At 53.6% G+C, this 14,980-nt stretch carries 13 protein-coding genes; 8 read left to right on the forward strand and 5 right to left on the reverse strand.

Annotated elements, in window-relative coordinates:
• Positions 1-39 precede the first annotated feature (39 nt).
• Positions 40-1,938, forward strand: a complete 1,899-nt coding sequence (locus KBY68_RS08590) for an APC family permease (RefSeq protein WP_255096792.1) — start codon at positions 40-42, stop codon at positions 1,936-1,938.
• Here KBY68_RS08590 and KBY68_RS08595 read toward each other — a convergent pair whose 3' ends face one another.
• The 3 genes from KBY68_RS08595 to groES form a co-directional block, all read right to left on the reverse strand.
• Positions 1,939-3,207: an ammonium transporter gene (locus tag KBY68_RS08595; RefSeq protein WP_315855658.1), complete on the reverse strand. Its 1,269-nt coding sequence runs from the start codon at positions 3,205-3,207 to the stop codon at positions 1,939-1,941.
• A gap of 124 nt (positions 3,208-3,331) precedes the next feature.
• A complete protein-coding gene (gene groL, locus KBY68_RS08600; RefSeq protein ID WP_106499326.1) occupies positions 3,332-4,981 on the reverse strand; it encodes a chaperonin GroEL in 1,650 nt (549 codons plus the stop codon).
• Between the two features lie 60 nt (positions 4,982-5,041).
• Positions 5,042-5,353: a co-chaperone GroES gene (gene groES, locus KBY68_RS08605; protein WP_106499325.1), complete on the reverse strand. Its 312-nt coding sequence runs from the start codon at positions 5,351-5,353 to the stop codon at positions 5,042-5,044.
• Positions 5,354-5,594: 241 nt separating this feature from the next.
• On the opposite strand from groES, the gene atpD reads away from it, so the two are divergent.
• Positions 5,595-7,061 carry a F0F1 ATP synthase subunit beta gene (gene atpD, locus KBY68_RS08610; protein WP_106499337.1) on the forward strand — a complete coding sequence of 489 codons (1,467 nt, stop codon included), beginning with the start codon at positions 5,595-5,597 and terminating at the stop codon, positions 7,059-7,061.
• Between the two features lie 31 nt (positions 7,062-7,092).
• Positions 7,093-7,494, forward strand: a complete 402-nt coding sequence (gene atpC / locus KBY68_RS08615) for an ATP synthase F1 subunit epsilon (protein ID WP_106499324.1) — start codon at positions 7,093-7,095, stop codon at positions 7,492-7,494.
• Positions 7,495-7,560: 66 nt separating this feature from the next.
• Here the strand turns inward: atpC and KBY68_RS08620 are convergent, their stop codons facing one another.
• Entirely contained in the window at positions 7,561-7,959 is a 399-nt protein-coding gene (locus tag KBY68_RS08620; protein WP_241537018.1) for a 30S ribosomal protein PSRP-3, read from the reverse strand.
• Positions 7,960-8,168: 209 nt separating this feature from the next.
• Between KBY68_RS08620 and KBY68_RS08625 the strand changes: the two genes are divergently transcribed.
• Positions 8,169-8,933, forward strand: coding sequence for a TIGR01548 family HAD-type hydrolase (locus KBY68_RS08625; protein WP_261345803.1), 765 nt, complete (start codon positions 8,169-8,171; stop codon positions 8,931-8,933).
• 17 nt (positions 8,934-8,950) lie between these two features.
• Here KBY68_RS08625 and KBY68_RS08630 read toward each other — a convergent pair whose 3' ends face one another.
• The gene (locus tag KBY68_RS08630; protein WP_255096794.1) at positions 8,951-10,267 is read right to left on the reverse strand and encodes an aminopeptidase P N-terminal domain-containing protein; all 1,317 of its coding nucleotides are present in this window, start codon (positions 10,265-10,267) and stop codon (positions 8,951-8,953) included.
• A 34-nt stretch (positions 10,268-10,301) separates the two neighbouring features.
• Between KBY68_RS08630 and KBY68_RS08635 the strand changes: the two genes are divergently transcribed.
• The 4 genes from KBY68_RS08635 to KBY68_RS08650 are packed head-to-tail and all read left to right on the forward strand — an operon-like array spanning position 10,302 to position 14,923.
• Positions 10,302-11,342, forward strand: coding sequence for a CNNM domain-containing protein (locus KBY68_RS08635; protein WP_255096797.1), 1,041 nt, complete (start codon positions 10,302-10,304; stop codon positions 11,340-11,342).
• Entirely contained in the window at positions 11,320-12,639 is a 1,320-nt protein-coding gene (locus tag KBY68_RS08640; protein WP_255096798.1) for a GTP-binding protein, read from the forward strand. The genes KBY68_RS08635 and KBY68_RS08640 overlap by 23 nt, the downstream gene beginning before the upstream one ends.
• The gene (locus KBY68_RS08645) at positions 12,636-13,247 is read left to right on the forward strand and encodes a nicotinate-nucleotide adenylyltransferase (protein WP_255096799.1); all 612 of its coding nucleotides are present in this window, start codon (positions 12,636-12,638) and stop codon (positions 13,245-13,247) included. The genes KBY68_RS08640 and KBY68_RS08645 overlap by 4 nt, the downstream gene beginning before the upstream one ends.
• Positions 13,232-14,923, forward strand: coding sequence for an NAD+ synthase (locus KBY68_RS08650; protein WP_255096800.1), 1,692 nt, complete (start codon positions 13,232-13,234; stop codon positions 14,921-14,923). Before KBY68_RS08645 ends, KBY68_RS08650 begins: the two co-directional genes overlap by 16 nt.
• Positions 14,924-14,980: the final 57 nt, after the last annotated feature.

A 14,980-nucleotide genomic window follows, 5' to 3' on the forward strand; every position in this document is an offset into this window, starting at 1 on the left:
TGCAAATTTAAACTTATCTTATAAACCATTAAAAAACTAATGCCAAGAAAAATAAATGTTTCTTTGAACCGCCTAAAGAACTTTTTATTTGGCGATCCCCTGCCTACCAGCGCCCATGAAGAGGAGCGGCTTAGCAATCCAGAAGCGCTAGCAATACTTAGTTCTGATGCTCTTTCTTCGGTGGCCTATGCCAGCCAAGAAATTGTGCTTGTTTTAAGTTTAGCTGGCGCGGCTGCCCTGCAATACACCCTACCGATCACAGCAATGATCGTGCTGTTGATGGTGATTGTTGGTGTTAGTTACAGTCAAACAATCAAGGCTTACCCGCTCGGAGGAGGTTCCTACCGGGTTTCCCACGACAATCTAGGGGTATCAGCAGGACTGGTGGCTGGGGCTTCACTTTCCCTGGATTATTTACTCACTGTGGCAGTGAGTGTGGCAGCAGGTATTTCCGCCCTCACCTCCTACTTACCGGGGCTTGAAACTTTGCGAGTACCCCTTTGTTTGCTAGCTGTAGTAATACTGATGTTTGCAAATTTAAGGGGCGTTAAATCTAGCGCCAAGGTTATGAGCCTGCCTACATATATGTTCCTGGGAACAATCTTACTTTTAGTTGCGGTGGGTTTAATTCAATTAATGCAGGGATCACTCCCTGCATTGGCAGCATCGGAACAACAACAGCTTTTAAATGAAGCTGCTTCCCATCATCAAAGCAGTGCAACCATGGCGATAGGCCCAGTTTTAATGATGCGGGCATTTAGTTCTGGTTGCGCAGCCCTCACTGGCATTGAGGCAATCAGCGACAGTGTTATGGCCTTTCGCCCAGTTGAATGGCGCAATGCTCGCAGAGTATTAACAACTATGGTTGTTTTATTGGCAGTAATGTTCTTAGGAATCAGCTTACTTGCCAGCAAAACCGGGCTTTTGTATGTAGAGAATGGGCCAACTTTGCTGTATCAAATTGGCGAGAAAGTATTTGGCAATGGACCGCTTCTTCTGTTGCTACAACTTGGCACATTCTTAATACTTCTATTAGCCGCAAACACCGCCTACGCCGATTTCCCAAGGCTGGCAGCGTTCTTAGCCCAGGATGGTTTTATGCCTAGGCAGCTTGCATCCCTTGGAGATCGGCTTGTATTTAGCAACGGCATCATTTCCCTTTCTATTGGTGCTGGCGCACTGCTGATTATTTTTGGAGGCAGCGTTAGCAGATTGATACCTCTTTATGCCGTAGGTGTTTTCACAAGCTTCACCCTTTCCCAAGCAGGAATGGTTGTGCATTGGTGGAAGGAACGCAGCACCGGCTGGAAACTAAAGGCATATATAAATGGCTTCGGCTCACTGGTAACCTTAATAGTTACCGTAGTTCTACTATTTAGCAAGTTTCATCAAGGCGCCTGGCTAATTGTTATAGCAGTACCAATACTTGTGTGCCTGTTTAATGCAATTAATAAACATTACAAACATGTGGCTAAACGCCTAAGGCTTGCAACTGATGTGAAATTAAACCTGCCAATTGCACCTTCGGGAGGTACTTCTCCAGTAATCGTATTAGTGGGTCAATTACATCGCGGTAGCTTCGAAGCAATTCGCTACGCCCACAGCATTGCCACTGAACTCGTTGCTGTTCATGTTGACCTAGGTAATGGTAAGGCGGAGGCATTTAAACAGCAATGGCAAAAACAATTACCAAACATTCCATTGATGGTACTTGAATCACCCTATCGCTCACTTGTAAATCCAGTAGTTGAATTTGTTGAAGATTTTGAGAATCAACATCGTAAGGGTGCAAATTTATTTTGCACGGTTGTTTTACCAGTTTTTGTTACTCGACATCGCTGGGAAGCATTACTGCATAATCAATCCACCTATTTCCTGCGCAGCGCGCTTAGAGCAAAAGGAACCCGAATCATCACCACAGTTGGCTTCTATCTTTAATTAACCTGTGAACTCATTGTTATAAGCCTCTTCTCCATGGGAGCTCACATCTAAACCTTGGCGTTCCTGCTGATCTCCAACCCTTAGGGGAACAAATTTACGAATCAGGATTAACACCACATAAGTGCCAATCGCTACCCAAAGGATAGTGAACCCAGCTGCTTTCAATTGAATCAAAAGCTGGATTGGATTTCCAGCAAGTAATCCATTAGCCCCGGCAGGATTTAGTGTTTTCATCGCAAATATTCCTGTTAGCAAAATACCTAGCAAACCAGCTAATCCATGAACCGGTAAAACATCAAGGCTGTCGTCTAATTTTAAACGCGCTTTTAGCTGAAGCGCACTGTTGCATAGCCATGCGGCAAAGCCGCCAATAACCATTGCGGCAAGTGGGCTAACAAATCCAGCCGCTGGAGTGATTGCAACTAAACCAGCCACTGCTCCGGTGGCGGCCCCCACGGCGGTGGGCTTGCCCCGCTGGATCGTGTCTATCAACATCCACACCAAAGCAGCTGTGGCACCAGCGGTGTTGGTTGTTATGCAGGCCAGGGCCGCCAGGTTTCCAGCAACAAGCCCGCTACCACCGTTGAAACCAAACCAACCAAACCAGAGCAAACCAGCGCCAAGCAATATAAAAGTCACATTGTGGGGAGGTGCCACCTGCTGGGGGTAGGCCCGCCTGGCACCAACCACAACAGCTGCCACCAATGCCGCCACTCCCGAGGCCATTTCCACCACATAACCACCGGCAAAATCAAGGGCTCCCATGCCACCGCTAACGCCAAGAAAGCCCCCAGGCCCCCACACCATGTGGGCTAGCGGGATGTAAACAAAAGTGCTCCAAAGCAGCAGGAAAAGCAGCCAAGCCCTGAAATTCATCCGTTCCACCACCGCCCCAGACACCAGAGCGGGAGTGATGATTGCGAAAGTGAGCTGAAATAAGGCCACGGCCCCATGGCTTGGGCCCCCTTCAGTGATTGGCACCGACCAATTGGATAGCCCCGCCCAGGCAAAACCACCAATGAAAGGCGCTAATGGGCCCGATCCAGGCGAAAAAGCAAGGCTGTAGCCATAGAGCATCCAAATAACGCTCACCACTGCCATGGCGCCGAAACTCATCATCAAGGTGTTGAGCACGTTGCGGCCGCGCACAAACCCCGCATAAAAAAGCCCAAGGGCTGGGGTCATCAATAAAACAAGCGCTGCACATATCAAGATGAAAGCGTTATTGGCCAGAGCTGCAGCAGACAAATTGTTTCCAGCGATCAATGTTCACGATGAACTTTTTCTCGGTTGGCTCATGTATCAGCGGCTACCGTTTGCACGAAAAAAGGCAGAAGGGTTTCCCCTCCTGCCTTGCTTGATCTGGAGGTAATACCTCCGGGAGTGGCGCTTAGTAGTCGAAGTCGCCGCCCATGCCGCCCATGCCGCCGCCACCGCCGCCGGCAGGTGCTGCGTCTTTCTTCTCAGGAAGATCAACCACGATGCACTCGGTAGTTAGCACCATGCCAGCGATAGACGCAGCATTTTGCAAACCGGAACGGGTCACCTTGGCGGGGTCGATGATGCCAGCAGCCAGCATGTCTACGTATTCGCCGGTTGCAGCGTTGTAACCCTCATTGAAGGGTTTGTGGCGGATGTTTTCAGCCACCACAGAACCATTGGCGCCTGCATTTTCTGCAATCCGCTTGAGCGGAGCATTAAGGGCAGAGGCAACGATTCGGGCACCGAGCAGTTCCTCACCGGAGAGGTTCTGTTGGGCCCATTCCTCAAGCACAGGGGCCAGGTGAGCCAATGTGGTGCCACCGCCGGGAACGATGCCTTCTTCAACGGCCGCTTTAGTGGCGTTGATGGCATCTTCTAGGCGCAGCTTTTTATCCTTCATTTCGGTTTCGGTGGCAGCGCCAACCTTCACCACAGCCACACCGCCGGCCAGCTTGGCCAAACGCTCTTGCAGTTTTTCCTTGTCGTAGGTGGAATCGGTTTCATCCATCTGCTTACGGATCTGCTCGCAACGAGCTTTAACTGCCACCTCATTGCCCTCGGCAACGATGGTGGTGGTGTCTTTATTAATGGTGACCCTGCGGGCGGTGCCGAGCATCTCGATTTTGGCGTTCTCAAGCTTGAGACCAGCGTCTTCAGTGATCAGTTGACCATTGGTGAGCACTGCCATGTCTTCAAGCATGGCCTTACGACGGTCGCCAAAACCAGGTGCCTTAACAGCAGCCACGTTCAGCACACCACGGAGGCGGTTTACAACGAGGGTTGCAAGGGCTTCCTTCTCGATGTCTTCAGCAATGATCAATAAAGGTTTGCCAGTGCGGGCGATTTGCTCGAGCACGGGCACCAGATCTTGCACCAAACCGATTTTTTTATCGGTAAGCAGGATGTAAGGCTCATCGAGCACAGCTTCCATGCGCTCGGTGTCGGTGGCAAAGTAAGGGGAGATGTAACCCTTATCAAAACGCATACCTTCGGTAACCTCCAATTCGGTGGTCATCGACTTACCTTCCTCGAGGGAGATAACACCCTCCTTGCCAACTTTATCCATGGCATCGGCAATCATCTGACCCACTTCTTCGTCGTTGCCGGCGGAGATGGAACCAACTTGAGCGATGGCTTTGCTGTCGGTGATCGGTTTTGCCTGCTCTTCGATCTTCTTAACTAGAAAATCAGAAGCCTTTTCGATACCACGCTTCAAGGTGATGGCATTGGAGCCAGCAGCCACGTTGCGCAAACCGGCTTTAACCATGGCATGGGCCAACACCGTGGCGGTGGTGGTGCCATCGCCTGCGGCATCATTGGTTTTGGATGCAGCCTGACGAATCAGAGCTACGCCGGTGTTCTCGATGTGATCTTCGAGTTCGATCTCTTTGGCGATTGTTACACCGTCATTGATGATCTGGGGGGCGCCGAATTTCTTCTCGAGCACCACATTGCGGCCCTTGGGGCCGAGGGTTACGGCAACTGCCTCAGCAAGGATGTCGATGCCGCGTTCGAGGGCCCTACGGGCTTGCTCGTTATAAATAATGCGCTTGGCCATGGGTTAAGTACCTACGGATTGGAGTTAGTGGGAAAAAGCAAATAACTGAGGGCTGTTGCCTCAGGAAACAACTGCGAGAATGTCCTTTTCGCTGAGCAACACAAATTCGTCTCCACCGAGCTTGATGTCGGTGCCGGCGTATTTGGAATAGAGCACCTTGTCGCCAATGCTCACCTCAGGGGTTTGGCGGGTGCCGTCATCGTTGTGCTTACCAGGGCCCACCTGCACCACTTCACCCACTTGGGGCTTTTCTTGGGCGGTGTCTGGCAACAGGATGCCACCTGCGGTTTTTTCGTCGGAGGCGGAAACTTTGATAAAAATGCGGTCACCGAGGGGTTTCACGGTGGACACGCTGAGGGATACAGCAGCCATGACGTCTGGTTTTTTGTCTCAGGGCGTGGGGTTTGAGCAGAGGCGAAGGGCAATTAGCACTCGCACCGCTTGACTGCCAACTTAGTGGCGATAGCTGGTGGGACGCAATTGGGACAGCGGGACGGATCACCGAACCACTAACCGAACCACTGATCTGCGAGCCAAGCCGAGCTTGCGCCGCCCCGGTGGTAATGTTGCCCCGCCCGAAAGGCCTAGCCTTTCCGCCCTAACGCTTCAAACCATGGCCGCTGCAGCAACCGCCACAACCGGCGCCAAAGGAATCGTCCGCCAGGTAATTGGACCTGTGCTCGATGTTGAATTCCCCGCCGGCAAGTTGCCGCGCATCTTTAACGCCTTAGAAATCAAAGGCACAAATAGTGCTGGGCAAGCCATTGCCCTCACTGCAGAAGTTCAGCAATTGCTCGGCGACCATCGCGTAAGGGCAGTTGCCATGAGCACCACCGATGGCCTTGTGCGCGGCATGGAAGCCCTCGATACGGGCGCTTCGATTTCAGTGCCCGTTGGCGAAGCAACCCTGGGCAGAATTTTCAATGTTCTTGGCGAACCCGTAGACGAGCAAGGTCCTGTTGCCACAGACCTGAGATCTCCCATCCACAGGCAGGCCCCAAAACTCACCGATCTTGAAACCAAGCCCAAGGTTTTTGAAACCGGCATCAAAGTTATCGATCTGTTAGCCCCCTACCGCCAAGGCGGCAAGGTTGGCCTCTTCGGCGGTGCTGGGGTTGGTAAAACCGTGTTGATTCAGGAACTGATCAACAACATCGCGAAAGAGCACGGCGGCGTATCCGTATTTGGTGGTGTTGGCGAACGCACCCGCGAAGGAAACGACCTTTATCAAGAATTCAAAGATTCAGGCGTTATCAACGAAGAAGATCTGAGCAAATCGAAAGTAGCCCTCTGCTACGGCCAAATGAACGAGCCCCCAGGCGCTCGCATGCGGGTGGGCCTTTCAGCTCTCACCATGGCTGAACACTTCCGCGATGTGAACAAACAAGACGTGCTGCTGTTCATCGACAATATTTTCCGTTTTGTACAGGCCGGTTCAGAAGTGAGCGCCCTCTTGGGCCGCATGCCATCGGCCGTGGGTTACCAGCCCACCCTGGGCACCGACGTGGGCGAACTGCAGGAGCGCATTACCTCCACCCTCGAGGGTTCAATCACCTCGATTCAGGCGGTTTACGTACCAGCAGACGACCTCACCGATCCAGCCCCTGCCACCACCTTTGCCCACCTTGATGCCACCACGGTGTTGAGCCGCGGCCTCGCTTCAAAGGGCATCTATCCAGCCGTGGATCCCCTGGATTCCACCAGCACCATGCTTCAACCAGCCGTGGTTGGAGATGAGCACTACCGCACGGCAAGGGCAGTGCAGTCCACCCTGCAGCGCTACAAAGAACTGCAAGACATCATCGCCATTCTTGGCCTTGATGAACTTTCCGAGGAGGACCGTCGCACCGTTGATCGGGCCCGCAAGATTGAAAAATTCCTTTCCCAACCCTTCTTTGTGGCTGAGGTATTCACTGGTCAATCCGGTGAATACGTAAAACTTGCCGACACCATCAAGGGTTTCCAGATGATCTTGGCTGGTGAGCTAGATGATCTTCCCGAGCAAGCCTTCTACCTCGTTGGCAACATCGAGCAAGTGCGCGCTAAGGCCGAAAAGCTTCGTGCCCAATCCAAGGGTTGATCCCCGCTCCCATCCCTGAGGCTTAATTTCAATGCCCTTAACCCTGCGTGTGCTCTGCCCCGACCAGAGCGTGTTCGACGGCTCTGCCGATGAGGTAATCCTGCCCAGCACCACTGGTCAACTGGGGGTGCTGCCGGGCCATATTTCCCTGCTAACGGCCCTCGAGGTGGGAGTGCTTAGGCTACGGGAAGGTAGCCGCTGGACCTCCATTGCCTTGATGGGAGGCTTTGCCGAAGTGGAGGCAGATGAAGTAAATGTGCTGGTTAATGGAGCCGAACCAGCCAGTTCGATAAATGCAAGCACAGTTCAACAGGAACTGGAAGCAGCTCAACAGGCAGCAGCCAGCTTTGAAGGAAAAGCCAATAGCCCTGAAAAATTCAAAGCTAATCAGGCTTTCCAGATTGCAAAGGCAAGGCTACAAGCAACAAAGTAAAAAACAATAAATAGTAAACAATAAAAAAACCGGGCAGTTAATTTACTAACTGCCCGGTTTTTTTTATCAGGCGGTACCGCAGAAGGTAACTTCAGGGAATTTCAGTTTCGCTTCATCCAAGCCCTTACCTTTACCCTCTTCCTGCCAGTAGTTAATAACTTCAGTGGCCTTATTCAGGATTTCAACCCTTTCGTTTTCTGTTATCCAACTCTTAGATTCAATTACCCCCTTTAGGGTTTCCCATGCATCCTCCCGGGGCCAAAAGAAGTAAGCGGTGAGAGGGCTTGGGCCGCCACCAACTATTTGATCAACCGCCAAAGCAACGTTATCGGGCAACCAAAGGATTTTGAGCAAGAACCTCCCTTCATCGGCCTTTGGCGTATATCCAGAGGGCACCCCATCCGCATCAATTGTTGCCTTGGCCAGCACCGCATTGGCGCTCTTCATGCCGCTGGGCTTTTCAATAACCTCTTCAGCTACAGCTTCAGGTGATGCCTCAGTTGTTGAAAGCTCAGTTGTTGGAAGAACGGCTGCCGGATTGGCTTCAGTGGTGTCGGGATCTGTCACGGTGATGGTTTCTAGGCTCAAAAGTTGAGGGGCAACAAACCTGACGCTGCAGGTAATCAACTATTTTACCAGCCACTCTCCTTGCTCCCATCGCCACCACCGCCCTACTGCTCTTCGACATAGATGGGGTAATCCGCGATGTTGGCGGCAGCTACCGCAAGGCCTTAGCTGAAACCGTTCACCACTACAGCGGTTGGCGCCCTGAGCCCGATTGCATAGATGCCTTAAAAAGCGAAGGGGCCTGGAATAACGATTGGGATGCCAGCTTGGAATTGCTGCGTCGCAGCAACAGCCCGCTACCAACGCGACAAGAATTAATAGGCGTCTTTAGTGATTTTTACTTCGGCGGTGATCCCGATGGCCCAGCTCAACAGTGGCATGGCTTCATCGGCAGTGAGCCATTGCTGTTGGATGCTGATTTTTTTAAAGCCCTCAGCGCCGCAGGCCTGGTTTGGGGATTTGTTAGCGGAGCTGAACCCCCATCGGCCCGTTATGTGCTCGAACAACGCCTTGGCCTAATAAATCCACCACTGGTAGCCATGGGGGATGCCCCAGATAAACCCAATCCCCAGGGCTTAATCCAGCTAGCCAGCCAGCTTTTGGCTAGGCATGGCTGTAGCCCCCTAGGGCATGGGGCACCTCCGGTGGCCTACCTGGGCGACACCGTTGCCGATGTACGCACGCTGCTCAATGCCAAAAAGCTAGTTCCAAACCAGCGCTGGCTAAGTTTGGCCGTGGCACCACCCCATCTGCATTCAGCTGAAAACCAACTAGCCCGCAACAGCTATGGGCAAACACTTATGGCGGCAGGAGCTGATCGCCTACTGCTCCATCCCAGGGAAAGCCTCGAGGTGATGCTCGAGCTGAGCTAAACCATTTGAGCTGAAAATCAGCCCTGTTTTTCCATATCGGCTGGTGCTTTGAGGGCAGCGGCTGTTAACACTTCACAACCGGTTGCCGTTACGGCAACGTCATCTTCTATGCGGATGCCAATACCTTTCCAGCGGCTTTCAATCTGGGGTTGTCCATCAGGCACCGGCAATCGATCGCTCACATACAAACCCGGCTCAACAGTTAGCACCATCGACTCCTCCAGCTCCACCGGATGTTCCCCCAATCGATAGGCGCCCACATCGTGCACATCAAGGCCAAGCCAATGGCCAGTGCGGTGCATATAAAGATGGCGATAGGCACCCTGCTCGATCAAGCCATCCACATCACCTTTCAGCAAGCCAAGGCTGCGCAACCCAGTAACAAGGACGCGCACTGCGGTTTCATGCACACGTTCAGCGCTGTTGCCAGGTTTCACCTGATCCACCGCAGCCAGTTGGGCTGATAAAACAACTTCGTAAAGGGCCCTTTGTTCAGGGCTAAAACGGCCATTGATCGGAAAGGTGCGGGTGATATCACCGTTGTAATGGTCTTGAAGGCTGCAACCGGCATCGATCAAAAGCAAATCACCAGCCTTCAAAACCGCATTGTTGGCGGTGTAATGAAGGATGCAGGCGTTATCGCCGCCGGCCACGATCGAGGGATAGGCGCAGCCGCGACAGCCATTGGCAACAAAATGCTGCTCTATTAGGGCCCGCACCTGGGTTTCATTCATGCCAGGTTGCACCGCCAAACGTGCCAATTCATGGGCCTCGGCGCTGATGCGAGCAGCTTCCCGCAGCTGAACCAATTCCTCCGCTTCCTTACGCAGGCGCATGGAGTGCAAGATCGGGCAGGGGGCCACCAAGCGATCCGCTCCCTGGCCTCGCCTGGGGGCCCGATCAAGCTGCTGGGCCCAAGATTTCAACACCAACGTTTCGATGGCCGCATGGCGCCCCACTCGAAAACAAAGGCCCTCTGCCCCCTCCAAATACTGGGGCAATAATTCAGCTAATTGCTCCAATGGATGGGCAAGATCAGCGCCAAAACGCCCTACCGCCCCATCAACGCCCCAACGGAAACCATCCCACACCTCAGCCAAGGGATCCTTAGCTGGCACAAACAAAACAAAAGGATTTTCAGGCCGGTGGGGCAAGAAAAGAGCCACTGCACCGGGCTCATCAAATCCAGTGAGGTACCAAAAATCGCTGTCTTGTCGAAATGGAAATTCCACATCGGCATGGTGCCGTTGGGCCTCTGCCCCAGGGATTACCGCGGCCAGGCCGCCTAGGGCAGAAATGAACTTTTCACGCCGCTTGGCGTAGTTAATCGGCACAGTGAATCTGTCGCCCCTTGGGGCAGGCGGTTAAATGAGTGTGTCAGGTTGGCTCGCCCTTTGGGTTTCTGTGAGCGATTTCCTAGTTCTGGCTGGTTTGGTAGTGCTGGTGGTGGGTGGTTCTGCCCTTTCTTCCGCTGTGGAAGCAGCACTGCTAACGGTGAACCCCCTGAGGGTTCACGACATGGTGGCCAAAGGGGTGCCTGGGGCATTGCTGCTGCAAAAGCTCAAAGGCCGACTGCCAAGAGTGCTGGCAACGGTGGTAATCGCCAATAACCTTTTCAATATTTTTGGCAGCCTCATGCTCGGTGGCTTTGCCGCTGTGGTTTTCAAAAACCAAAAGATGGGTGGAGAAGCCCTCACAATTTTTTCCTTTGCCCTCACCTTGGTGGTGATCCTGCTGGGCGAAATCCTGCCTAAGGCCCTGGGCACACGCATGGCTGTTTCCATCTCCCTACTCAGTGCCCCAGCCCTCGCCCTAATGGTGCGTTTAGGCACACCATTAATACTTTTGTTGGAAACTTTGATGCCAGCCCTCACCGCCGAAAGTGAACTCACAACCGACGAAGAGGAAATTCGCCTACTGGCCAGGCTCGGTTCCCAAAAGGGTTTGATCGAAGCGGATGAGGCCGCGATGATCGCCAAGGTATTTCAATTAAACGACCTCACAGCAAGGGATTTAATGCTGCCAAGGGTGTCGGCCCCGAGTCTTAACGGCAATTGCCGCATCGAAGAGCTAAGGGACACCCTGTTAAGCCAGGAAGCGCCTTGGTGGGTGGTTTTAGGCGAAGAGGTGGATGAGGTTTTAGGGGTTGCAAGCCGCAATGAACTGCTTACCGCCTTGCTTCAAGGCCGCGGTAATGCCAGTGCTGCAAGCCTGTCGCAACCTGTGGAATTTGTGCCGGAAATGATCCGAGCTGATCGACTGCTCACCAGTTTTCGGCGCCGCAGCGATTCTGTTCGCGTAGTGGTGGATGAATTCGGTGCCTTTGTGGGTTTGATTGGTGCCGATGCAGTGCTGGCTGTTTTAGCCGGCTGGTGGCGCCCCCGCCATGAAGCCAGCGGCAGCAGATGACGCGCGAAAGATGACTCCCGAAAACCTTGCTGCCATCGCATCACCCCTCCAGCGTTGGCGTGCCCAACTGCAACTGAGTGGCCGTGAACAGGCCGTGCTTGGGCCCGAGCTGAGGAGCTTGGATAAACAATTGCAGCGGTTCAAGCAAGGCACCCTGCGGCTATCGGTGTTTGGCCGGGTTGGAGTGGGAAAAAGCAGCCTGCTCAATGCCCTACTAGGAGAAGCAAAATTTGCCACCGATGTGGCCCACGGCTGCACCCGGGAACAAAAAACAGCCCCCTGGCCCCAGCAAATTCCTGGCTTGGGTTCCCTGTTACTTGTAGACACCCCAGGCATTGATGAAATTGCTGGCCCCGCCCGCCAACGGCTCGCCACCAAGGTGGCCAATGGCAGCGATTTGATTTTATTTGTGCTTGATGCCCATCTCACCAGCCCTGAATTAGAAGCGCTCCAGCTATTGCGGCGCAGTGGCAAACCGCTGTTTCTTGTGGCAAACGGGGCCGACCGTTGGAGCCCAGAGCAGCGCCACAGCCTCCAGCTTGCAATCAAACAGCGGGCGGGCAGGGAATTAGAGCTGGTTTGGGTTGCTGCTGCCCCCCGCCAGGCTGAATTGCTTGCCGATGGCAGGGTGCGCAGCAGGGAGCTTGCACCCCAGGTGGAAGCCTTAAAAATTCAGTTGCTTGATTTTCTGCAAAGTTATGGGCCATTGCTGTTAACGGTTAACAGCCTGCATCGGGCCGAGGGCTTTAGCCGTCATCTCCTAGAGCAGCGCCTTAAGCAAAGACAAAAAGCTGCCCAGAATCTGATCGGTCGTTTTGCCACCCTAAAAGCGGCTGGATTAGCGATTAATCCAATGGCAATGCTTGATCTTGCTGGCAGTGCAGCTGCTGATGGGGCCCTAGTGCTGCAGCTTTGCCAGCTCTATGAATTACCGCTCCACAGCCCTCAAACCAAAAAGCTGTTGCAACACATCGGCCAGAACAGTGCCCTAGTGGGGGGGGTGCAGTGGGGTTTACAGGGTTTATTGGGTTTGCTCAAACAGCTGCTTTTGCTGGCCGCCCCAGCCAGTGGTGGGCTCAGCCTTGCCCCTGCGGCACCTGTTGCCCTAGCCCAAGTGGCCCTAGCGGTTCATGGCACCCGTAGAACAGGGCGCGAAACCACTAAACAGTTGCTGCTGGCAGCCCACCGCGGCCGCAGTAGACCAGCAGCCCTGTTGCGGCGCCTTACGCAACTGGAACCAAAGGCAAATAGCTGGCTTATGCAGCATCCCCCCTGGTCCCCCAGTCCGCTGCCATGAGCAAAACGATTGCCCTGTTTGGCACCAGCGCCGATCCACCAACCGTTGGGCATCGAGCCGTGCTCGAAGGCCTAATCGAGCTATACCCGCTTGTTTGTACCTGGGCGAGCGAGAACCCCTTCAAGCAACACGGCGCTCCATTGGAGGTGCGCGCTGCCCTATTGGGGGCTGTAGTGCAGGAATTGTCTGCAAAACATCCGCCCAACAGTTTGCAATTGCGCCAGGATTTCAGCAGCAGCAGGGCCATTAACAGCTTGGATATAGCCCGCGCCCAATTTCCAAGCCATGAAGCGGTAATGGTGGTGGGAAGCGATCTATTGGCTCAAATCCCCAGTTGGTATGCAGTTGAAAAATGGTTGCCCCAGTGCCAACTGGCGGTGGTTCCACGCTGCGGCTGGCCAGTGTTAGCAAGCCAATTGGCGCCACTTGAAAAACTAGGCGCGAAGCTCAGCCATCTGCCATTGCAGATTCCAGAGTCCGCCAGCTCCAGTGTGCGGCGCCATCCCAACCCAGAACTGGTACCCGCCGCCCTCCTACCCCAACTGGTAGAGCAGAATCTGTATGGATTCACCGCTGCCGACCTTCCCTCCCCGTGCGGATCGCCCTGATCCAATGCAATCCCTTGATTGGGGATCTGGCCGGTAACCGCGCTGCATTGGCAACCCATTGCCTTGAGGCGATTGCCGCAGGGGCCAGCCTTGGCCTAGCGCCTGAATTAGTGCTTTGGGGGTATCCCCCCCGCGACCTGTTGCTGCGCTCGGCTTTGGTGGAGGAGCAGCAAAACCAACTCAATATTCTTGCCAGCAGCTTGCCCGCTGGGTTCAGCCTGTTAGCTGGGGTAGTTGAACCCGTTGCTGAGCATCTTTACAACGGAATGGCCCTGATTCAAAAAGATAAATGGCAGGTGGTAGCCCGCAAACAACTACTGCCCAACTACGACGTTTTTGATGAGCAGCGTTACTTTTTATGCGGTAATCAACCCTGCTGGATCAACATAAATGAACCAGAAACAAGTACTTCACTGCGTTTAGGGCTCACCCTCTGCGAAGACCTTTGGGTAGATGAAAACCAAACCAACTGCAAACCAAATCCAATTACTGCATTAAAAAGTTTTAAGCCTCAGTTACTAATAAACCTTTCCGCTTCCCCCTACGGCCGCGGTAAACAACAGCAGCGCCTAAAGCTGGCAGCAGCAGCAGCAGAGCAGCTGCAATGCCCGGTGATTTATGTGAATCAGGTGGGGGGCAACGACGAATTGATCTTTGATGGCAACAGTTTTGTGATGGCAACCTCTGGCGCCCTGGAACTGCAGCTTCCCTGCGCTCAAAGCTCAGTTCAATGCTGGGATAGCAACGCAAGTGCCACAGGTAGTTATTTAGAGATAACGCCAGCGCCAAGCACCAGTTCAGAACTTGAGGAGCTTTGGCAGGTTTTGGTGTTGGGTTTGCGCGACTACGCCCATAAATGTGGCTTTCGCACTGCTCTTTTGGGCCTTAGCGGCGGGATTGATTCCGCCCTGGTGGCATGTTTAGCGGTGGCCGCCCTGGGGGCTGCCCAGGTGCGCAGCCTGCTGATGCCCTCCCCCTACAGCTCCGAAGGTTCAGTGAGTGATGCTGAGGCTTTGGCAAATCGCCTTGGCATAGCTCACAGCTTGGTGCCCATTGAAACCCTTATGGATGCCTACAACCAGGGCCTAACCCCTGCCCTTGGTGGCGCCCCCCAGGGCATCAGCGCTGAAAATTTGCAATCGCGCATCCGCGGCACGCTTTTGATGGCAATAGCAAATCAAGAGGGTCAATTACTGCTGGCAACAGGCAATAAATCTGAGTTGGCGGTGGGTTATTGCACCCTTTATGGCGACATGAATGGGGGCTTGGCCGTAATTGGTGATCTATTTAAAACGGATGTTTTTGCCTTGGCCGCTTGGTTAGATAGCCCCGCCAGCGCTGGGCAAAGAAAATTATCTGGCTTAACAAGTGAAGGCCCCCTGATCGGTGCAGCAATCCTGGAAAAAGCGCCAAGCGCCGAATTGCGCCCTGATCAAAAAGACAGCGATTCCTTGCCCGATTACCCCTTGCTCGACCCCTTGCTACGGGAGCTGGTGGAACACCATGCAAGCCCTGAACAGCTGATAAATGCAGGCCAAAACAAAGCTCTCGTAAACCATGTGTGGCAACTGTTGCGGCGGGCTGAGTTCAAACGCCGCCAAGCAGCACCGGTTTTAAAAGTGAGTAGCCGCTCCTTTGGCAGTGGTTGGCGCATGCCAATTGCCTCAGGTGGCTGAAATCTTTACTGGCGCATAGGCCAATAAGTAGCCAGGCTAAGGAGAGCAAAACCTCAC

This window comes from Synechococcus lacustris Maggiore-St4-Slac, assembly GCF_024345595.1.
Lineage (GTDB): Bacteria > Cyanobacteriota > Cyanobacteriia > PCC-6307 > Cyanobiaceae > Synechococcus_D > Synechococcus_D lacustris.